The following is a 21,714-nucleotide window of genomic DNA, read 5'->3' as shown; positions in this document are numbered from 1 at the left end:
GTGTTTTCCTCGTCAGATGACGGCGGCTGGCTGCACATCGGCGGCCAGCAGGCGTTTGATTTCCGGGACGCACGAGGCGCATTGCGTGCCGCAGCCCAATTGATTTTTCAAACCCTGCAGATCCAGACCCTGGCGAATGCCAGCACAGACGGCGTTGAGGCTGACATTTTTGCAGTTGCACAAAGTCTTGTTGGCCGCCATCTGCACCCCGACATTGCCCGGCGGCGCGCTCATCGGCGCCAGCAACCAGCGGCGCAGTTGTTCGTCGGCACTGCCTTCCAGCCACAAACCCTGCAACCAATGTTGCGCGAGGGTTTCGCCAGCCAGACGAATCGCAGTAATCCGGCCGTTCTCGATGCGCACGCGTTTGCCAATGGCGCGACGTGGGTCGTCGTAGGCGAGGACCGGGCCGTCAATCAGTGACAGGCATTGGTCGATTTGCGCGAGCAATGTGGCATTCGGCGCCTCGCGGCTGGCAGCGCGTATCAGCAGCGCCGGACGTTCGCGTCCGACAAGGCTGAGGCTGACGTAGGAAAACGCCTCGCAGAGCGGTCGTAGCGTCTCGAAATGCCGCTGCACATCGCCCTCGATCAGGGCGAACAGCTGCCACGGCAGATTGACCGGCTCCAGGCGCACACCGCTGTGTTTCAGTTCCGGTTGTTTCGACAGTGGATCGAAGGCCGGCTGGGTCAGGCTGTTCACGCCGCCCTTGAGAAAACGATCGCCCCAGTGCATCGGCAAAAACGCCTGACCGGGACGCACGCTGTCATCGCTGCCGACCGCGACGATCACCGTGCCGCGACGGCTCTTCAGATTGACCAGATCCCCCGGTTGCAGACGGTGCCGGCGCATCTCTTCCGGATGCAGGCTCAGCACGGCTTCGCTGACATGGCCGAACAGTTGCGCAGCGGTGCCGGTGCGGCTCATGCCGTGCCACTGATCGCGCAGGCGCCCAGTGAGCAGGGTCAGCGGGAAACGTGCATCGCGTTGCTCCTTGGCGGCAAGGTACGGCTCGGCGATGAATTGTGCGCGACCGCTGGCGGTAGGAAAAACCCCGTCGACGTACAAGCGCGCCGTGCCGTGCCGGGCACCGATCGGGAAGGGCCACTGTTGCGGGCCGATCTGGTCAATCAGCGCATGGCTGATGCCGGACAGGTCGAGATCGCGGCCGCGGGTCAAGCCTTTGAATTCGTCGAACAATTGCCCAGGCTCGGCGAAGGCAAACAGACTCGGCTGCTGCGCACGCAAACGTTGCTCCAGGCGCTGAGCGAAATTCACGGTGATTGCCCAGTCCGGCCGTGCTTCACCCGGTGGGACAATCGCCTGGCGAACGTGGGAAATGCGCCGCTCGGAGTTGGTCACCGAGCCTTCTTTCTCGCCCCAGCTGGCGGCAGGCAGCAGCAGGTCTGCGAAGGCGGCGGTTTCGGTGGTGCGAAACGCTTCCTGCAACACCACGAACGGGCAAGTCTCAAGGGCCGCGCGCACCGCGCTCTGGTCCGGCATCGATTGCGCCGGGTTGGTACAGGCAATCCACAAGGCCTTGATCTTGCCGCTGCGCAGGTTTTCGAACAGTTCGATAGCGCTGAGGCCGGGCGCTCCCGGCAAACTTTCCACGCCCCAGTATTGCGCCACTTCGGCCCGATGCTGCGGGTTGGCCGCATCGCGGTGGCCGGGCAGCAGATTCGACAGACTGCCGGTTTCGCGCCCGCCCATGGCGTTCGGCTGACCGGTCAGGGAGAAAGGTCCTGCGCCCGGCCGGCCGATTTGCCCGGTGGCCAGATGCAGATTGATCAGCGCGCTGTTTTTCGCGCTGCCGGCGGTGGACTGATTCAAGCCCATGCACCACAGCGACAGAAAGGTCGGAGACGTGCCGACCCATTCGGCGCACTGCTGCAACTGCTCGACGCTGATCCCGCACAGCTGCGAAACCATCTGCGGGGTGTAGTCGCGGACCAGATTCTTCAGCTCGGCCAGACCTTCAGTGTGTGCCTTGATGAAATCGCGGTCGACCCAGTCTTCCCACAGCAGCAGGTGCAAAATCCCATGAAACAACGCGACGTCGGTGCCCGGCAGAATCGCCAGATGCAGGTCCGCCAGATCACAGGTGTCGGTACGCCGCGGATCGATGACGATGACTTTCATCTGCGGGCGCCGCGCTTTGGCTTCTTCCAGCCGACGGAAAAGCACCGGATGGGCGTAGGCCATGTTACTGCCGACGATCATCACGCAATCGCTCAGCTCCAGATCTTCATAACTGCACGGCGGCGCGTCGGCACCGAGGCTACGTTTGTAGCCGACCACCGCCGAAGACATGCACAGGCGTGAATTGCTGTCGATGTTGTTGGTGCCGACCAGCGCCCGTGCGAGTTTGTTGAAGGCGTAGTAATCCTCGGTCAGCAACTGCCCGGAAATGTAGAACGCCACGCTGTCCGGGCCGTGCTCGGCGATGGTTTCGGCGAAAACATTGGCGGCGTGTTCCAGCGCGGTATCCCAGTCTGTGCGGCTGCGCGCCAGACCTTTGCCCAGGCGCAGCTCTGGGTAAAGCGCGCGGGCGGCGAGGTCGCCGGTCAGGTGCAGGGTCGAGCCTTTGCTGCACAGTTTGCCGAAGTTGGCCGGGTGCGCCGGATCGCCGCTGACGCCGAGGATGCGCTCGCCGTCATGCTCGATCAGTACGCCGCAGCCGACCCCGCAATAGCAGCAGGTCGAGGCGGTCGTCTGGCGGTTCATCAGATGGCGTCCCGCAGGGCCAATTGCACCCGACCGTTTTCGACCCGCGCCGGATGGTGATGGGCGCAGCCAACGTCCGGCGCCTGGGCTTCGCCGGATTCGAGGTCGATCTGCCAGTTGTGCAGCGGGCAGGCCACGCGTTTGCCGTAGATCAGGCCTTGCGACAACGGGCCGCCCTTGTGCGGGCAGCGGTCGTCGAGGGCGAAAACCTCATCGTCGCTGGTACGAAAAATCGCTATGTCACCTTTCGGCCCGGCAATGATTCGCGAACCGAGGGCATTGATCTCGTCGAGGGCACAGATATCGAGCCAGTTCATGCCGGCACCTCCAGGTTTTTCACAGGGATCACATCGAATTCTTTCTTCAGTTGCGGCTGCGCAAGACGCTCTTTCCATGGGTCCTGTTCGAACGACAGAGAGAATTGCAGGCGCTCGTTCAAGGCTTTGCGGCGCTCGGCGTCCTCGAGCACGTTCTTCTTGATGTGCTCCATGCCGACCCGTTGCAGGTAGTGCACGGTGCGTTCCAGGTAGAAGGCTTCTTCGCGATACAGCTGCAGGAAGGCGCCGTTGTATTCGCGCACTTCATCGGCGGTTTTCAGTTTGACGAAGAACTCGGCGACTTCGGTTTTGATCCCGCCGTTGCCGCCGATGTACATCTCCCAACCGGAGTCGACGCCGATGATGCCGACGTCCTTGATGCCCGCTTCCGAGCAATTGCGCGGGCAGCCGGAAACCGCGAGTTTGACCTTGTGCGGCGACCACATGTTGAACAGGTCGTGCTCGAGGTCGATGCCCAGTTGTGTCGAATTCTGCGTGCCGAAGCGGCAGAACTCGCTGCCCACGCAGGTCTTCACCGTACGGATGGATTTGCCGTAGGCATGGCCGGACGGCATGTCGAGGTCTTTCCACACGCCGGGCAAGTCCTGCTTTTTGATGCCGAGAAGGTCGATGCGCTGGCCGCCGGTGACCTTGACCATCGGCACTTGATATTTGTCGGCGACGTCAGCGATGCGCCGCAATTCCGAGGGATTGGTCACGCCGCCCCACATCCGTGGCACCACCGAATAGGTGCCGTCCTTTTGAATGTTGGCGTGGGCGCGTTCGTTGATCAGGCGCGATTGCGGATCGTCCTTGGCTTCGCCCGGCCAGGTGGAAATCAGGTAGTAGTTGAGCGCCGGGCGGCAGGTCGCACAGCCGTTGGGCGTGCGCCAGTTCAGGTAGCTCATGGTGTCGGCGATGGTCAGCAGATGCTCTTGGCGAATCGCCTGGCGGATCTGCCCGTGATTGAGGTCGCTGCAACCGCAAATGGCTTTTTCGCTTTTCGGTTTGACGTCCGCCGCGCCGCCGACCGTGTTGATCAGGATCTGCTCGACCAGACCAGCGCAGGAACCGCAGGAGCTGGCAGCCTTGGTGTGTTTCTTCACTTCATCGACGCTGAACAGGCCGTGTTCCTGAATTGCCTTGACGATGGTGCCTTTGCACACGCCGTTGCAGCCGCAGACTTCGGCGCTGTCGGCCATGACCATGGCTTTGTCCTGGCCCTGATGTCCTACGTCGCCAAGGGCGTTTTCGCCAAACATCAAATGATCGCGGATCTCACCGATGGCGTGATTCTCACGAATCTGCCGGAAATACCAACCGCCATCTGCCGTATCGCCGTACAGACAGGCGCCGACCAGCACGTCGTCCTTGATCACCAGTTTTTTGTACACACCGCCGATCGGGTCGGAGAGGGTGATGGTCTCGGTGCCTTCGCCGCCCATGAAGTCGCCGGCGGAGAACAGGTCGATGCCGGTGACTTTGAGTTTGGTCGAGGTCACTGAGCCCTGATAACGGGCGAAACCCAATTGCGCGAGGTGGTTGGCGCAGACCTTGGCCTGTTCGAACAGCGGCGCGACCAGACCGTAGGCGATGCCGCGGTGGCTGGCGCATTCACCGATCGCATAGATACGCGGGTCGTAGGTTTGCAGGGTGTCGTTGACCAGAATCCCGCGGTTGCACGGGATGCCGGCCTTTTCCGCCAGTTCGGTGTTGGGGCGAATGCCGGCCGCCATGACCACCAGATCGGCGGGGATGATGTCGCCGTTCTTGAACTGCACCGAGCCGACCCGGCCATTGCCGGAGTCGTGCAAGGCCTGGGTCTGTTCGCACAGGCGAAAGTGCAGCCCGCGCGATTCCAGCGCCGATTGCAGGAGCTGGCCGCTGGTCTTGTCCAGTTGCCGCTCCAGCAGCCATTCACCGAGATGCACCACGGTGACGTGCATGCCGCGCAGCATCAGGCCGTTGGCCGCTTCGAGGCCGAGCAGGCCGCCGCCGATGACCACGGCGTGCTTATGGGTTTTGGCGGTGTCGATCATCGCCTGGGTGTCGGCAATGTCGCGGTAACCGATCACGCCCTGCAGGGTGTTGCCGGGGATCGGCAGGATGAACGGCGTCGAGCCGGTGGCGATCAGCAGGCGATCATACTCGGCTTCGCTGCCGTCCTCGGCGATCACCCGGCGCTTGACCCGGTCGATCTCTACCACTTTGCGGTTGAGCAGCAGCTTGATGTTGTTTTCCAGGTACCAGTCGAGGTCGTTGAGCACGATCTCTTCGAAGGTCTGCTCACCGGCCAGCACCGGCGACAGCAGGATGCGGTTGTAGTTGGTGTGCGGTTCGGCGCCGAAGACCGTGATGTCGTACAGCTCGTTGCTCAGTTTCAGCAGCTCTTCGAGGGTGCGAACCCCGGCCATGCCATTGCCGATCATCACCAGTTTGAGTTTTTTCATCAGGTTCTCCGGGGAGCTGCGGCGGGCCTCTGTTGGGCCGTCGGGCCGTGCTCGACAAATTTTGCGCAAACAAAAAAAGGCGTCCCGCTAGTTGCCTAGCGAGGACGCCTTTGTCCTGGTCCCGTTCTCTCGGGGAGCCCAGCCTTCGTCGTTGAAGGTTGGGCTTTATGTGTGTGTTGAGAGGAGTAATGCAGTGGTTGTGCCAACTTGGGAAATGGCGGGTTTATGGGGGATTGGCTGAAAGTGGAAGGTGTTTTTTGCACCGATTGGAGGCGTGTTGCTCGTTCGTGGCGCATTCAACCGGAAAGATTTGTAGCGCAGCGCCCGGCGTCATCGCGAGCAGGCTCACTCCTACAGGGGAACGCATTTCAAATTGTAGGAGTGCGCCTGCTCGCGAATGGCGCGCCACGGTTTCAACTGTGAAACAACAACACAAGCAGCACCACATTCCCCAACAAGGCCACCAGCGCCATGGTTCGCCAGACCTTCAACGGCTCGCGCTCCAGCAAAGGTCTGGGCCGCACGCTTAAACTGCGCCGCTCGCCCTGTTCCAGCAGCAGCAACCATTCTTCCGCCGTTTCAAAGCGCTGCTGTGGATCGGCCGCGACGCCGCGCTCGAGGCTCTGCGCCAGCCATTCCGGCAGATCCGGACGAAACCGACTGGCGCTCACCGGCACGCCAAATCGCGGCCGCTGAAACGCTTCGATCTCGCCGTAGGGAAAGTGCCCGGTGAGCAGGTAATACAGGGTCACACCGACCGCATACAAATCCTGCTGCACGCTCGGCGAATCGCCGCGAAACGCTTCCGGAGCAATGAAGCTGGGGGTTCCCGGCAACGTCGACGGCGCGTCTTGCGACAGACCGGGGCAATAAGCGAGGCCGAAGTCCAGCAGGCGCAATTCGCCGTCATCGCCCCAATGCAGGTTTTCCGGTTTGATGTCGCGATGCAGGATTTGCCGACGATGCAGCAGGCCGACCGCGCGCAGCAAGCGCTCGGCGATGTCCTGCCACTGCGCCAGCGGCAGCGGGCCGTGTTGTTGAAACAATTGGGCGAGGGTCGTTCCCGGGTATTCGCGCATCACGTAATACAGATGCTGGCGCTGCGGGCAGGCATGCACTTCAGGGAAGTGCCGACCGGCGACGCGCCGCAGAAACCATTCTTCGGACAGCAGCGCTTGCCCGGCCTGCGGGTCGTCCGCCAGGCGCGCCGGCAGGGTTTTCAACAGCCACGACTGGCCTTGGCCATCGGTGACCCGGTACAGCAGCGATTGCTGGCTCTGCGCAACAATGCCTTGCACCTGCCAGCCTTCGAATGACTGATCCGGTTTGAGTGGCGGCGGCAAAGGCCATTGCTGCAGATGAATCAAGGCATCGCCAATGCTCGACTCACCGAGCGCATCGACGCGCACCAGCAAGGCGCTGGCGTTGTCCTGACTGCCGGCCAGATGTGCGGCGTTGATCAGCGTTTGTGCGGCGTTCGTCAGATCCGGTTGATCACGCAGAATCGCCGCGATTGCGGTATCGCCCAGCGTCGACCAGACGCCATCGCTGAGCAGCACGAAGCTTTCGCCTTGGTGCAATTCACCGTCGAGGAAATCCAGCACCAGATGCTGATCCAGTCCCAGCGCGCGCTTGAGCACATGCTGCATGCCCGGTTGGTCCCAGACGTGATCCTCGGAGATGCGCTGCAACGTCTCGGCGTGCCAGCGATACACCCGGCAATCGCCGACGTGGGCGAGGGTGAAGCGCTGCCCGCGCAGCACCAGCGCACTGACCGTGGTCAGCAGCGGTTGCCCGCCGCCATTGGCCTGCAACCAACGGTTTTGCGCGAGCAACAGGCGATCCAGCGCTTGTGCCACGCTCCAGGTTTCCGGGGTGGCGTAGTAGTCCAGCGCCAGCGCCTGCAAGGTCGAGCGCGCGGCGAGGCCGCCATCGGCGCATTGGCTGACGCCGTCGGCGATGGCGAACAGGTAGCCTTTGCTTGCTGCCAGCGCTGGCGCCGGCGTCACCGCACGCAGCGCGTCCTGATTCTCCGCGCGCGGGCCGGTGGCGCTGGCTTCGGCAAAGCTCAGTTGCAGAGCCATCGACGCCTCAGACTCGCGCCGCCGTTACCGCTGCCGAACCCCAGGTGGTCCTCCAGCGGCGCTTGACGCCGTGCAGGCCAAACCATGCCAGTACGCCGAGGCTGGCGAACAACCACAGCGCCAGTTGATAACTGCCGGTGCTCTGTTTGATCGCGCCCATGCCCGCCGCCAAGGCGAAACCGCCGATACCGCCGGCCATGCCGATCAACCCGGTCATCACGCCGATTTCCAGACGAAAGCGCTGCGGCACCAGTTGGAACACCGCACCGTTGCCGGCGCCCAGACCGAGCATGGTGCAGACGAAAAGCGCCAGCGCAGCGTAGGAACTTGGCAGGTTGAAGCCGACGGCGGCGATGCAGATGGCGGCGACGGTGTACATCGCCAGCAGGGTGCGGATGCCACCGAAGCGATCGGCCAGCGCGCCGCCCAACGGGCGCATCAGGCTACCGCCGAACACGCAGGCCGCGGTGTAGTAACCGGCGGTCACCGGGCTCAAACCGTATTGATCGTTGAAGTAGCCGGGCAGGGCGCTGGCCAGGCCGATGAAGCCGCCGAAGGTCACGCTGTAGAAAAACATGAACCACCAGCTGTCACGGTCGCCAAGGGCTTTGAAGTAATCGGCCATGGCTTTGGATTTCGGCCGCTGCGGGGCGTTTTTCGCCAGCAGGGCGAACAGCACCAATGTCAGGACCAGTGGGATCAGGGCGAAACCAAAGACATTGCTCCAGCCGAACGCGGCGGCAATCACTGGCGCGAGCAGTGCGGCGAATACTGTCCCGGAGTTGCCCGCACCGGCAATGCCCATGGCTTTGCCCTGATGCTCTGGCGGGTACCATTGCGAGGCCAGCGGCAGCGCGACAGCAAACGAAGCGCCGGCCATGCCGAGGAACAGGCCGAGGATCAGCGCCTGCTCATAACTGTGAATACCGAGTTTCCATGCACCGAACAGTGCGCAGATAACGATGACCTGACCGATCAGCCCGGCGGTTTTCGGCGACAGCCGATCGGCCAGCATGCCCATGGCGAAGCGCAGCACCGCGCCGGCGAGAATCGGCGTGGCGACGACCAGGCCGCGTTGTTGGGTGGTCAGTTGCAGGTCGGTGGCAATCTGCACCGCCAGCGGGCCGAGCAGGTACCAGACCATGAAGCTCAGGTCGAAATACAGAAAGGCCGCGAACAGGGTCGGGGTGTGGCCGGATTTCCAGAAGCTTGAATTCATCGCGCACCTCAGCTGATAAGAGTCTCGGGAGTCATGCACAGCAGGTGGAGCGCCTGCACGGCCGCACCACCGGCCCCGGTCTGTGGGGCCAAAACGCAAAAACGCCGCTACCGGATTCGCGCAAGGGCGAATGGGGTGAGCGACGTCTTTGTCGTGGGTGGGGCAACCGCCGTTGGTTACCTGAGGGAATGCTTAGCGAGATTTGTGCCAACAAGGGAAAGATCAAAAGCCCCTCACCCTAGCCCTCTCCCAGAGGGAGAGGGAACCGAGCGGGGGATGGCCGAGTCATTTGCCGATCTGAACGATTTCGAGTGAATCCATAATCGACTCGGTCGTTCAGGTCGGCGGACAGCGCAAGACAGTGCGGTCGGTCCCCTCTCCCTCCGGGAGAGGGCTAGGCGGGCGGCGTTCCGATGAGGGGCTCTTGATTTGCAACGAAGATTTCAGCCCAGCAACTCGCTCATGGCAATGATCTGCTCTGCCACCTGTATCAGCTTCTGCTGCCGGCTCATGGCCTGGCGTCGCATCAGCGTGTAGGCCTCTTCTTCATTGCAATCCTTCATCTTCATCAACAAGCCCTTGGCCAGTTCGATGCGCTTGCGCTCGGCCAGTTGCTGGTCCCGCGCCTGCAACTGCGCGCGCAAGGCCTGGTCACTTTCGAAGCGCGCCATCGCCACGTCGAGAATCGGCTGCAGGCGCTGGGCGTGGATGCCCTCGACGATGTAGGCGCTGACCCCGGACTTGATCGCCTGGCGCATCACCGTCGGGTCATGCTCATCTGTAAACATCACGATCGGCCGTGGCTGGTCGCGGCTGACCAGCACCACTTGCTCCATGACATCGCGCCCCGGTGACTCGGTATCGATCAGGATCACGTCCGGGCGCACCGTTTCGACGCGTGCGGGCAGGTCGATGGTCAGGCCGGATTCGTCGATCACCTCGAAACCGGCCTCGGTCAATGCAGCCTTGAGACGGCCGACTTTTTTCGCGGTGTCGTTGATCAGCAGAATACGCAACATGTTCGCGGCCTCCGGTCAGCGCTGGGCAAGCAGGGGAGCGTCGTCGCTCAGCGCGTGCAGCTTGAAGCTGCGCGCGTAGCCGGCCGGATCGCTGCCGTCCCAGACGTTGCCGTCGAGCAACTGGCTGCTGCGCATGTCAGTGCCCCACGCGGCCACGCCAACCGCCGTTGCGGCATCGCGATACAGCGGCAGTTGCTGAACCTGACGGGCCACGGCGAGGTAGTCCGGGTCGCTCCGCAACAAACCCCAGCGGCGGAACTGGGTCATGAACCACATGCCATCGGAGAGGTACGGCAAGTTGACTTCGCCATTGCCATGAAAGCGCAGCGCGTGCGGGTCTTGCCAGCGATTGCCGAGGCCGTCGGCATAGTCGCCGAGAAAACGCGGTTCGATGCACGCCACCGGCGCATCGAGGTATTCCGTTGCGCTGAGCAGGTGCGCGGTGCTGCGGCGATTTTCCGGGCTGGCTTCGATGAAGCGGCTGGCCTCGAGAATCGCCATCACCAATGCCCGCGCGGTATTGGGGTATTGCTCGACGAATTCACGGGTGCAACCGAGGACTTTTTCCGGGTGATCGGGCCAGATGGTCTGGCTGGTGGCGAGGGTGAAGCCGAGGTCCTGCTGCACCGCGCTGGCGGCCCACGGCTCGCCGACGCAAAAACCATCGATGCGCCCGGCTTGCAGGTGCGCGACCATTTGCGGCGGCGGCACCACCACACTGTCGACATCCTGCAACGGATGAATGCCCTGGCTCGCCAGCCAGTAATACAACCACATCGCATGGGTGCCGGTGGGGAAAGTCTGGGCGAAGGTCAGTTTTGCGCGGCTTTGGTGCACGTGGCGGTCGAGCGCTTCAGGACTGTACACGCCGAGGTTTTGCAGGCCGCGCGAGAGATTCAGGCTTTGGCCGTTCTGATTGAGGCCCATCAGCACCGCCATGTCGGTCGGCGCAACACCGCCGATGCCCAGATGCACAGCGTAGATCAAGCCGTACAAGCTGTGCGCGGCGTCGAGTTCGCCGCTGACCAGGTTGTCGCGCAGGTTGGCCCACGAAGCCTGGCGCTTGAGGTTCAGGGTCAGGCCGTACGGCTGGGCAAAGCCCTGCGTGGCCGCGACGACGACCGAGGCGCAATCGCTCAGGGCCATGAAGCCGAGGTTGATCGCGCTCTTTTCCGGCGCATCGCTGCCATTGACCCAGGCCAGCGGCCCGACCGTCAGTTCATTCATACATCGCCACCTCGAAAAAAAAGCGCCGCCGCGGACTTTGCCCAGGCAAACCCGTCGACGACGCCATTGTCCGTGCTCGTCTGCCGTCATTGGCCGGCGAGTTGATAACAGGGAAAGTGCAAGGCATATGCCACTGGCGCGATTTGCGCGTGCGCCTCGCGCCGCAGGGCCATGCCCGGCTATAATCGCCGCCTCTTTTCGCCGCCCGAGTCATCGCCGCCCATGTACACCCTGGCCCGTCAGCTGTTGTTCAAACTTTCCCCGGAAACCTCCCACGATCTGTCGCTGGATCTGATCGGCGCAGGTGGGCGTTTGGGTATTAACGGCTTGCTGTGCAAGGCGCCGGCGCAGGTGCCAGTGACCGTCATGGGCCTGGCGTTCCCCAACCCGGTCGGGCTGGCGGCGGGTCTGGACAAGAACGGCGCGGCCATCGATGGTTTCGCACAACTGGGTTTTGGCTTTGTCGAAATCGGCACCGTGACCCCGCGTCCACAACCGGGTAATCCGAAACCACGGATTTTCCGCCTGCCGGAAGCCGAGGCGATCATCAACCGCATGGGCTTCAATAACCTCGGCGTCGATAACCTGCTGACGCGGGTCGCTGCGGCGAAATACCAGGGCGTGCTGGGGATCAATATCGGCAAGAACTTCGACACCCCGGTCGAGCGGGCGGTCGACGATTACCTGATCTGCCTCGACAAGGTTTACGCCCACGCCAGCTATGTGACGGTCAACGTCAGCTCGCCGAACACCCCGGGCCTGCGCAGCCTGCAGTTCGGTGATTCGCTCAAGCAGTTGCTCGCCGACCTGGCCACGCGCCGCGCCGAACTGGCGCTGCGGCATGGCAAGCATGTGCCGCTGGCAATCAAGATCGCCCCGGACATGACCGACGAAGAAACCGTGCAGGTGGCACAGGCGTTGATCGAAACCGGCATGGACGCGGTGATCGCCACCAACACCACCCTCAGCCGGGTGGGCGTTGAAGGCATGGAACATGGCGACGAGGCGGGCGGTCTGTCCGGCGCACCGGTGCGCGAGAAGAGCACCCACACCGTGAAGGTGCTGGCGGGTGAGCTGGCCGGGCGTTTGCCGATCATTGCCGCCGGCGGGATCACCGAAGGCAAGCACGCGGCCGAGAAGATCAAGGCCGGTGCCAGTCTGGTGCAGATTTATTCGGGCTTCATCTATAAAGGCCCGGCACTGATTCGCGAAGCGGTCGACGCCATCGCCGCGCTGCGCTGAGCCATCTGACACCACGGTGATCCCCTGTAGGAGTGAGCCTGCTCGCGATAGCGGTGTACCAGTCACTCATCAGGTGACTGAAAGAACGCTATCGCGAGCAGGCTCACTCCTACAGGTTTTTATGTGAGGCACAAGCCGCTTTTCAGGCAATAAAAAGGGCTCCTCGAAGGAGCCCTTGGGCCGTAGCCCGCCGTCCGGGAAGGACGTGCGTGGTTAATTCGTTACAAATTCAGATTGTCGTGTCGGAATAAATGCCCTGTGTCAGCCGACGGCGTGAAGTTCGTTGAGTCTGTGGATTCCCGCAGTGCCGGTCATACCGTCCCAGTTGTCGCCGCGTCCTTCTCGCCAGCCGTTGATCCAGGCTTGACGTACCGACGGTAGAGTAAATGGGCAAAGCTCACGGGATTTTCCACCAACGCCATATTGATATCCGCGCAAAAACGCTCTTTCCAACGGATCACGCTTAAGTCTTCTCATAGGGTGTTTCCCTCACTTGTTGACTGTAGTGTCGCGTTGACCTCAATTGAGGTCTGGCAGAAAAAACCTGCCATGGTGCGGCTCGCTGCCGGCGTGGCGAGCCAAGGTGTTGACGCCGTTGCGACGTCAACCTGTATGCAGTTCTAACCAATGAGTCACAGCGAGGGAATGACCGTTTTGTCATAAGCACGTAACGGAAAGGATGCTATGGCAATAAGTAACCGTGTATTAATTGAACGTTTGTTGAGCAAACCCCGGTATGATCGGCGCCGCGCTGGATGATGGGGTTAATTCTTTAGTGAGAATGACCCACGTTTGCGCTCAGGTACTAAGCGACGAAGGGTCACTTCAAGACATTTTGTTGCCTCAACTTTTTTATCTGTCCCGGCATCTAAGCTCTTTTAACCCGAGCAGCGGGGATGGAACGGCACACCTTCGTGCCACGCGGGCGCTCTTTCAGAAAAGCGCCTGATTGAAAACCGGATCGGCAATGCGTTGCCGGTCCACTAGCCAAAGGCTCTGGAAATCACCATGTCCGACCGTTTCGAACTCTTCCTCACTTGCCCCAAAGGCCTTGAAGGCCTGCTCATCGAGGAAGCCGTCGGGCTTGGCCTTGAAGAAGCGCGCGAGCACACCTCTGCCGTGCGCGGCATGGCGACCATGGAAACCGCCTATCGCCTGTGCCTCTGGTCGCGTCTGGCCAACCGTGTGTTGCTGGTACTCAAGCGCTTCCCGATGAAGGACGCCGAAGACCTGTACCACGGCGTGCTCGACATCGACTGGCAGGACCACATGCTCAGCGACGGCACTCTGGCCGTTGAATTCAGCGGCCACGGTTCGGGCATCGACAACACCCACTTCGGCGCCTTGAAAGTCAAAGATGCCATCGTCGACAAGCTGCGCACGCCGCAGGGCGACCGCCCGTCGATCGACAAGCTCAATCCGGACCTGCGCATTCACCTGCGTCTGGATCGCGGCGAAGCAATCCTCTCCCTCGACCTCTCCGGGCACAGCCTGCACCAGCGCGGCTATCGCTTGCAGCAGGGCGCAGCACCGCTGAAGGAAAACCTTGCGGCGGCAATTCTGATCCGTTCCGGCTGGCCGCGCATTGCTGCCGAAGGTGGCGCACTGGCTGACCCGATGTGCGGTGTTGGTACGTTCCTCGTCGAAGCGGCGATGATCGCCGCCGACATGGCGCCGAACCTGCGTCGTGAGCAGTGGGGCTTCACCGCCTGGCTCGGCCACGTTCCGGCGCTGTGGAAAAAGCTCCACGAAGAAGCTGTTGAACGCGCTGCGGCCGGTCTGGCCAAGCCACCGCTGTGGATTCGCGGTTACGAAGCTGATCCGCGCTTGATCCAGCCGGGCCGCAACAACGTTGAACGCGCCGGCCTGAGTGAGTGGATCAAGATCTATCAGGGCGAAGTCGCGACGTTCGAACCGCGCCCGGACCAGAACCAGAAAGGCCTGGTCATCTGCAACCCGCCGTACGGCGAGCGTCTCGGTGACGAAGCCAGCCTGTTGTACCTCTACCAGAACCTCGGCGAGCGGCTGCGTCAGGCCTGCCTGAACTGGGAAGCGGCGGTGTTCACCGGCGCCCCGGATCTGGGCAAGCGCATGGGCATTCGCAGCCACAAACAGTATTCGTTCTGGAACGGCGCGCTGCCGTGCAAGCTGCTGTTGATCAAGGTCCTGCCGGACCAGTTCGTCACTGGCGAGCGGCGCACCCCGGAACAGCGTCAGGCCGAGCGCGAGCAAGCGGCCTACGATCAGACCCCGGACGAGCCGCAGGAACGCAAATTCAACAAGAACGGCAACCCGATCAAGCCGACCCCAGCCCCGGCACCGGTGATCGAACAGCCGCGCTTGAGCGAAGGCGGGCAGATGTTCGCCAACCGTCTGCAAAAGAATCTCAAGGCCATGGGCAAGTGGGTCAAGCGCGAAGGCATCGATTGCTACCGTGTCTACGATGCCGACATGCCTGAGTATGCGATGGCGATCGATCTGTACCACGACTGGGTGCACGTTCAGGAATACGCCGCGCCGAAATCCATCGATCCGGAAAAGGCCTCGGCGCGCATGTTCGACGCGCTGGCAGCAATTCCGCAGGCGCTGAACGTCGACAAGAGCCGCGTGGTGGTCAAGCGTCGCGAACGTCAAAGCGGCACCAAACAGTACGAGCGTCAGGCCGCACAGGGCAAGTTTGTCGAGGTCAATGAAGGCGGGGTGAAGCTGCTGGTCAACCTCACCGACTACCTCGACACCGGTCTGTTCCTTGATCACCGGCCGATGCGCATGCGCATTCAGAAAGAGGCCGCCGGCAAGCGCTTCCTCAATCTGTTCTGCTACACCGCGACCGCCAGCGTGCACGCGGCCAAGGGCGGGGCGCGCAGCACCACCAGCGTCGACCTGTCGAAAACCTATCTGGACTGGGCACGCCGCAACCTGTCGCTGAACGGTTTCTCGGACAAGAACCGTCTGGAGCAGGGCGACGTGATGGCCTGGCTGGAAAGCAGCCGTGACGAGTACGACCTGATCTTCATCGACCCGCCGACCTTCTCCAACTCCAAACGCATGGAAGGCATCTTCGACGTGCAGCGTGATCAGGTGCAGTTGATCGATCTGGCGATGGCGCGTCTGGCGCCGGGTGGGGTGCTGTATTTCTCCAACAACTTCCGCAAGTTCCAGTTGGAGGACAACCTCGCCGAGCGTTACGCGGTCGAGGAAATCAGTGCGCAGACCATTGATCCGGATTTCGCCCGCAATACCAGGATCCACCGCGCCTGGAAAATCACGGCTCGTTGACGCCTGCCGGGATTGGATCCTCAGAGCCTTGATTTTAAAAGGCTCCGTGGATCTGCCCGCGCTAGCTAAATTAGTGGCTAATAGCTATAACTCACACACGGTCAATGGGGTTTTCCCGTAATGCTCGCGCAGTGAGTGGTCTTTATGTCGTTGCACCCCGTGCGCCCGAAGATACTGGGCTTTATCAGCGAAGACGTCTCGGCCTGGCTGGTCGCGATGCTGGTATTGCTCGCCGGCGGGATTCTCACGGGGCTGCTCGCCTGGGCCAGTTACAACCAGTTTCAGCAGCAACTGCGTCAGCGCTTCCAGCTGTTGGCCAACGAGCGCTACAGTCGCATCGAAGAACGCTTTCAGGATCAGGAGCAGCGCCTCGATGGCCTGCGTCGCTTCTTTGCCAATTCCGAATCAGTCTCCCGCGCCGAATTCGACGGTTACTCGCGACCGTTATTGCTGCGCACCCAAGCCTATACCTATGCCCCCAGAATCAGCGGCGCCGAACGTGCGGTGTTCGAGCAACGCGCGCGTGATGAAGGCCTGAGCACGTTCAACATCCGCGAACTGGATGCCAACGGTGATCTGCAACTGGCCGCGCCGCGCGATGAATACGTGCCGGTGCTGTACACCCAGACACAGAGTCGCCTGCCGGCGCCGCTGGGCTATGACTTGCTCGCTCAGCCATTGCGCCGCGAAACCTTGCAGCGCGCTGACCGGTTGCGCAGCCTGGTGGTGTCGCAACCGATGCATCTGGTCGGCATAGAACCGTCGTATGCGCGCGGGGTGTTGCTGCTGGCACCGGTGATTCGCCCGGACGAGGCACAGCCGTTCGGCTATGTGATGGCGGTGATCAGCATGCGCCAGTTGCTCGCCGACGGCTTGCCGGATGCGCTGCATGATTATCTCTCGGTGCGCATTCTCGATCTGTCGACCCATGACCAGCATGAGGTGTTGTTCGAGTCCAGCAATCAGGCCGCGCCGAGCGATCTGGCGGCGACGCGCCTGGTACGCATGGCTGATCACGACTATCAGGTCGATATCCTGCCGAGCGAAGGATTCATGCAGGCCAACCACTCGTCGTTCAGCAGCGTGGTGGTCCTGGGCAGCCTGCTCAGTCTGTTGCTCAGTGCACTGCTGTATGTGCTGGTCAGCCAGCGCCAGCGCGCCTTGCGCCTGGTTCAACTGCGCACCCAGGAACTGCATGCCAGCGAACAGGAACTGCGTGGCACCCACGGCCAGTTGCGCGGGGTGCTCAACGCAGCGACCCAAGTGGCAATCATCGCCACGGATTTGCGCGGCGTGATCAACACCTTCAACCCCGGTGCCGAGCAGATGCTCGGCTACAGCAGTGCCGAAGTTGTCGGACGCATGACCCTGGAAAATCTGCACCTGCCCCGCGAACTGGCCGCCCGCGCGGCGGAGCTGAGCGCGCGCTACGGCAAGAGCATCCCGACCTGTCATGCCATGCTGGTCGAGGGCGGCGAAGTCGGCGGTCACGAGGCCCGCGAATGGACGCTGGTGCGCAGCGACGGCAGTCATCTGCCGGTGAACATGCTCGCCACCCCGGTGCTTGATGAGCAGGGCTTGTGGGTCGGGCATCTGGCGATCTGCATCGACATCACCGAGCGCAAGCGCGTGCACGAAGTACTGGCGGCGCGCGATGTGCTGCTAAAGAAGCTCAGCGCCCATGTGCCCGGTGGCATCTACCAGTTCAAGATGGAATTCGACGGGCGCTTCAGCGTGATCTATGCCAGCGACGGTATCCGCGAGATCTACGAGCTGGAGCCGGACGTGCTGCTGTTCAACGCTGAGGCGATTTTCACCCGCATTCATCCGCAAGACGTGACCCGCGTACGCTCGTCGATCCGCGCCTCGGCCGAAAGCCTCAGCCCGTGGCGCGAGGAATACCGCGTGCAATTGCCCGAGCGCGGCCTGCGCTGGGTGCGCGGCGAGGCGACGCCCGAGGAACTGCCGGGCGGTGGCGTGCTGTGGCACGGCTATATTTCGGACATCTCCGACCTCAAACGCGTGGAAGAAGAACTGCGCGCTTTGTCCATCACCGACTCGCTGACAGGCATTCACAACCGCCGCTACTTCCAGGAACGCCTGACCACTGAAATGGCGCGGGTCGAGCGCGGCGGTGGCGAATTGTCGGTGATCATGCTCGATATCGATCACTTCAAACGCATCAATGACCACTATGGCCACGCCGTGGGCGACCGGGTATTGCAAGCGGTGTGTGAACGGATTGGCCATCGCCTGCGCCGCACCGATGTGTTCTGCCGTCTGGGCGGTGAGGAGTTCATGGTGCTGTGCCCGGATATCGACGGCGATCACGCTTATATGCTGGCGATGGAATTGTGGGAAGGCCTGCGCAGTGCGCCGGTGGACGTGGTCGGCGTGGTCACGGCGAGTTTCGGCATTGCCAGCTGGCGACCGGGGGAGGGCGCGGATGCATTGCTGCTGCGCGCCGACTCGGGCGTTTACGCAGCGAAGCAGAATGGCCGTGACCGGGTTGAGCGGCAGTCCGTTTGATATTGAAGCCAACACACTAACCTGTGGGAGCTAGCCTGCTAGCGATTGCATTGTGTCAGTCACTATCTCAGGTGACTGACCCTCCGCTATCGCCAGCAGGCTGGCTCCCACAGGGGTTATGTGTCGGTCAGAGGACCGAAGCGGTCTGCGGCAGTTTCGGCTGTTTGTACAGGTCCAGCAGCACCTGATCAAGCACCGACGATGCGCCGAACGGTGCCTTGTCATTCAGGATCGCCACCACCGCCCAGGTGTTGCCATTCACATCGCGGCTGAACCCGGCAATCGCCCGCACGGTGTTCAACGTACCGGTCTTGATGTGCGCTTCACCGCGCATGGCGGTGGTCTTCAGGCGTTTGCGCATGGTGCCGTCGGTACCGGCAATCGGCATCGAGCTGATGTATTCGGCGGCATACGGGCTGTGCCACGCCGCTTGCAGCATGCTCGCCATTTCACGGGCGCTGACGCGTTCGGCGCGGGACAGGCCGGAGCCGTTCTCCATCACCAGATGCGGCGCGGTGATGCCCTTCTTCGCCAGCCACTGGCGTACTACACGTTGCGCGGCTTTGGCGTCGTCACCGTCGGCTTCGTTGCGGAAACGCTGACCGAGGCTGAGGAACAGCTGCTGGGCCATGGTGTTGTTACTGTATTTGTTGATGTCGCGGATGATCTCGGCGAGGTCCGGCGAGTAGGCACGCGCCAGCAGCTTGGCATTGCTCGGCGTTGAAGCGAGACGATCCTGGCCCTGAATGCTGCCACCCAGTTCCTTCCAGATCGCCCGCACCGCGCCTGCGGTATAGGTCGCGTGATCGAGCAGCGACAGGTAGGTCTGCGAGCTGCAACCTTCGCCCAACTGCCCGGCAACCGTCACGTTGACGCTGCCATCGGCCTGCGGCACCGGGTTGTAGCGCACACCGCCGGTGCACTGCTTGGACGGCAGCGCCTTGACGGTATTCTGGATATGGATGCTGGCGATCGGTGGCTCAACGGAAATCAGCACGCGGCCACCGTCGTTGCGCGCGACGAAGCGCAGCGCCTTTAGGTTGACCAGCAGCGAGTCCGGCTTGACCAGGAACGGCTTGTTGTCGTCGTTGCCGTCGTCGTTGAATTCCGGCAGTTGCGGCTGAATGAAGAAGTTGCGGTCGAGCACCAGATCACCGGTGATCTGGGTCACGCCGTTGGCGCGCAGGTCGCGCATCAGCAGCCAGAGTTTTTCCATGTTCAGCTTCGGATCGCCGCCACCCTTGAGGTAGAGGTTGCCGTTGAGAATGCCGCCGCTCAGATCGCCATCGGTGTAGAACTCGGTTTTCCACTGGTGGTTGGGGCCGAGCATTTCCAGCGCCGCATAAGTGGTCACCAGTTTCATCGTCGAAGCCGGGTTCACCGACACGTCGGCGTTGAACACGGTCGGCGTGCCCGGACCTTCCAGCGGCACCATCACCAGCGACAGGGCGCTGGGCTGCAATTTGCTGGCCTTGAGGGCTTTTTCGACGTTGGGGGTGAGGGCGGTGTTGATGGTGGCAGCGGAAACAGGCAGGGCCAGCGGCAGAAGAAGGCCGGCGAGAAGCAATGGACGCAACGATTTGATCATATGAAATAAAACCCTACAGCCGAGGGGGAAATAAACGAGGGCATGGATGAAAAAGCCCTCAGTGGTCATGAAAGTGTCGGCATTATGCCCCAAGCTGTAACAGCTTGTGCCTTGTCGGGGCGTTGCAAATCGTTATTTTTTACAGGCGGTCGGCCACAGAGGCCAGAGAGTCGGGCAATCGCCGGCTTAAACTGGTAAAGTGCCGGCCGTTATTACTTAAGAGGATTGTTCCAATGGCGACTAACCGTTCCCAGCGTCTGCGCAAAAAACTGTGCGTTGATGAATTTCAAGAGCTGGGTTTCGAACTGAACCTGGACTTCAAAGAAGACTTGTCCGAAGAAGCCATTGACGCTTTCCTCGAAGCATTCATCAAAGAAGCCATGGAAGCCAACGGTCTGGGTTATGTCGGCGGCGATGACTTCGGTCTGGTGTGCCTGCAGAAGCGTGGCTCGGTCAACGAAGAGCAGCGCGCTGCCGTTGAAGCCTGGCTGAAAAACCGTTCCGAGCTGACCAAGTACGAAGTCAGCCCGTTGCTGGACGTGTGGTATCCGGAAAAGCCGATCAACGCGGCCAAGTGATACTGAAAAGAACGGCGGCCTGAGGGTCGCCGTTTTTTTTCGTCTGGGGTTTGGGGCAGGCTTTGGTTCAGCGGTGAGCCGGACCCTCACTGTAGAGACCGGTACATCCTTTACAAATTAGACCGGGGACATCGTTTACACCTTTACAGGCTTGAAACGCGTTTGGCGCCGCTTTCAAGCCTGCCTAAACAATGGCTGCAAAGGTACAGTTCCCAAGCGTCATCAGCCACTTCCTTCAGCGCAATGTCCTCTCCAATCAGAGCCTCTCCTAGAAAAATCAGCTGTCCTTTCCATTTAATTTCCCCATTTGACCGAACCTTGCGTACTTCAACATCGGAACCGTATTCAAGCGCAGGCAAGTAACCTGGATAAGCGCGTATCGACGGGCTATAGACAGATGCCGGCGGTTTCATGCCCAGCGCGGTGTGCGGTCGGTGGTAATTGAAGTCTTGGATGAAATCCTCAAAAGCCAGCTGCTGGCGCACCAAGTTTTCCGCCGGTGGCACTGCTGCCTTTAGCGTTCGATGCATCCGTTCATGTCGACCATTTTGGTCGGGGCGGCCAGGCGTAATCGTTTCGACATGGATTCCAAGTCTGATGAACCAAACCGATAATTTCGAAAGTCGCGCCAGACCTGTCGACGCGAAAGGAGCGCCGTTGTCAGTGCGGATCACATCCGGCAGCCCATATTCTCGAAAAGCCCACTCAAAGCCTTCCCGCGTTGGCGCTCCGTGCGTACTGGGCAAAGCGCGACAGACGAATAAAAAGCGGCTCATCTGATCGGTAATGGTCAGCGGATAGCACCAATTACCGTCCTGCATTTTGAACTGCCCTTTGTAATCAGCACACCAAGTCTGGTTGGGCGCGTCGACCGGACGCAAGTGTGTTGGAGCACGGGGGCGCGGGGGATACGGCCGTCGCGCCACCACCAAACCAGCTTTCTTCAACCACTCCCCGGCGGTACTCGCCGCCGGCCATTGGATATGCGGGTCGGAATCGCGCAGGCGATCAATGATCTGTTTGGGTCCCCGATCGGGATGTTCGTTTTTCTTGGTTAGCAGCGTGGCAATGATTTCATCGGGAGTTTGATGAGGGCAGTTCAATGGCTTGCGCGATTGCTCTTTCAAACCATCCACGCCCAACGCTGCATACCGTTCCAGCCACTTGTCGATGGTTGGACGGCTGACGCCGTAGCGCCGGCTTAATTGGCTCTTGGTGTAACTACCGCTAAGCCAGTCACTGACTAACTTCACTCGTTGATCCATTGGGGACTCTTGATTCCAGGGCATGGTCAGCACCTCCTGACCATGATTAATACCTGTAAACCATGTCCCCGGTCTCAAACGTAAAGGATGTACCCGGTCTTTACCCACCCCAGCCCTCTCCCAGAGGGAGAGGGAGCTAATTGTGGGCTTTTCAAGATGTGAGTTCGACTCGGTATCCCATGTCGGCATA

At 61.4% G+C, this 21,714-nt stretch carries 14 protein-coding genes; 4 read left to right on the top strand and 10 right to left on the bottom strand.

Translation table 11 applies throughout. From position 1 onward, the window contains the following. Positions 1–12: 12 nt before the first annotated feature. From J3P75_RS18525 to J3P75_RS18495, 7 genes are all read right to left on the bottom strand, one after another. Positions 13–2,727, bottom strand: a complete 2,715-nt coding sequence (locus J3P75_RS18525) for a nitrate reductase (protein WP_434707746.1) — start codon at positions 2,725–2,727, stop codon at positions 13–15. After that, positions 2,727–3,044 carry a nitrite reductase small subunit NirD gene (nirD, locus tag J3P75_RS18520; protein WP_090282554.1) on the bottom strand — a complete coding sequence of 106 codons (318 nt, stop codon included), beginning with the start codon at positions 3,042–3,044 and terminating at the stop codon, positions 2,727–2,729. The genes J3P75_RS18525 and nirD overlap by 1 nt, the downstream gene beginning before the upstream one ends. Continuing rightward, positions 3,041–5,494 (bottom strand): nitrite reductase large subunit NirB, encoded by a 2,454-nt coding sequence (nirB, locus tag J3P75_RS18515; protein WP_434707745.1) that lies wholly within the window; start codon positions 5,492–5,494, stop codon positions 3,041–3,043. Before nirB ends, nirD begins: the two co-directional genes overlap by 4 nt. 413 nt (positions 5,495–5,907) lie before the next feature. Beyond that, on the bottom strand, positions 5,908–7,578 hold the full coding sequence (locus J3P75_RS18510; RefSeq protein WP_434707744.1) for a protein kinase domain-containing protein: 1,671 nt from the start codon (positions 7,576–7,578) through the stop codon (positions 5,908–5,910). Positions 7,579–7,585: 7 nt separating this feature from the next. Next, positions 7,586–8,797, bottom strand: coding sequence for a nitrate/nitrite transporter (locus J3P75_RS18505; protein ID WP_434707743.1), 1,212 nt, complete (start codon positions 8,795–8,797; stop codon positions 7,586–7,588). Between the two features lie 443 nt (positions 8,798–9,240). Next, positions 9,241–9,816, bottom strand: a complete 576-nt coding sequence (locus tag J3P75_RS18500; protein ID WP_394507601.1) for an ANTAR domain-containing response regulator — start codon at positions 9,814–9,816, stop codon at positions 9,241–9,243. Between the two features lie 15 nt (positions 9,817–9,831). After that, positions 9,832–11,043, bottom strand: coding sequence for a CmpA/NrtA family ABC transporter substrate-binding protein (locus J3P75_RS18495; protein ID WP_434707742.1), 1,212 nt, complete (start codon positions 11,041–11,043; stop codon positions 9,832–9,834). Between the two features lie 222 nt (positions 11,044–11,265). Between J3P75_RS18495 and J3P75_RS18490 the strand changes: the two genes are divergently transcribed. Then, positions 11,266–12,285 (top strand): quinone-dependent dihydroorotate dehydrogenase, encoded by a 1,020-nt coding sequence (locus J3P75_RS18490; RefSeq protein ID WP_434707741.1) that lies wholly within the window; start codon positions 11,266–11,268, stop codon positions 12,283–12,285. 261 nt (positions 12,286–12,546) lie between these two features. On the opposite strand, the gene rmf is transcribed toward J3P75_RS18490, so the two are convergent. After that, the gene (rmf, locus tag J3P75_RS18485) at positions 12,547–12,762 is read right to left on the bottom strand and encodes a ribosome modulation factor (protein WP_003223300.1); all 216 of its coding nucleotides are present in this window, start codon (positions 12,760–12,762) and stop codon (positions 12,547–12,549) included. Between the two features lie 531 nt (positions 12,763–13,293). Here rmf and rlmKL point away from each other — a divergent pair. Together rlmKL and J3P75_RS18475 are read left to right on the top strand one after the other, a co-directional pair. Continuing rightward, on the top strand, positions 13,294–15,564 hold the full coding sequence (gene rlmKL, locus J3P75_RS18480) for a bifunctional 23S rRNA (guanine(2069)-N(7))-methyltransferase RlmK/23S rRNA (guanine(2445)-N(2))-methyltransferase RlmL (RefSeq protein ID WP_434707740.1): 2,271 nt from the start codon (positions 13,294–13,296) through the stop codon (positions 15,562–15,564). Positions 15,565–15,708: 144 nt separating this feature from the next. Next, positions 15,709–18,093, top strand: a complete 2,385-nt coding sequence (locus J3P75_RS18475) for a sensor domain-containing diguanylate cyclase (RefSeq protein WP_434707739.1) — start codon at positions 15,709–15,711, stop codon at positions 18,091–18,093. A gap of 127 nt (positions 18,094–18,220) precedes the next feature. Here J3P75_RS18475 and dacB read toward each other — a convergent pair whose 3' ends face one another. Then, complete coding sequence (dacB, locus tag J3P75_RS18470) at positions 18,221–19,681, bottom strand: D-alanyl-D-alanine carboxypeptidase/D-alanyl-D-alanine endopeptidase (RefSeq protein ID WP_090282563.1); 1,461 nt, start codon at positions 19,679–19,681, stop codon at positions 18,221–18,223. 233 nt (positions 19,682–19,914) lie between these two features. On the opposite strand from dacB, the gene J3P75_RS18465 reads away from it, so the two are divergent. After that, the gene (locus J3P75_RS18465) at positions 19,915–20,259 is read left to right on the top strand and encodes a YggL family protein (RefSeq protein WP_016773843.1); all 345 of its coding nucleotides are present in this window, start codon (positions 19,915–19,917) and stop codon (positions 20,257–20,259) included. Positions 20,260–20,402: 143 nt separating this feature from the next. Here the strand turns inward: J3P75_RS18465 and J3P75_RS18460 are convergent, their stop codons facing one another. Beyond that, positions 20,403–21,548, bottom strand: a complete 1,146-nt coding sequence (locus tag J3P75_RS18460) for an integrase core domain-containing protein (RefSeq protein ID WP_434707165.1) — start codon at positions 21,546–21,548, stop codon at positions 20,403–20,405. Positions 21,549–21,714 lie beyond the last annotated feature (166 nt).

Source organism: Pseudomonas sp. R1-1, from assembly GCF_051132135.1.
Taxonomy (GTDB): domain Bacteria; phylum Pseudomonadota; class Gammaproteobacteria; order Pseudomonadales; family Pseudomonadaceae; genus Aquipseudomonas.
This window is presented reverse-complemented; position numbering and strand designations above follow the sequence as displayed.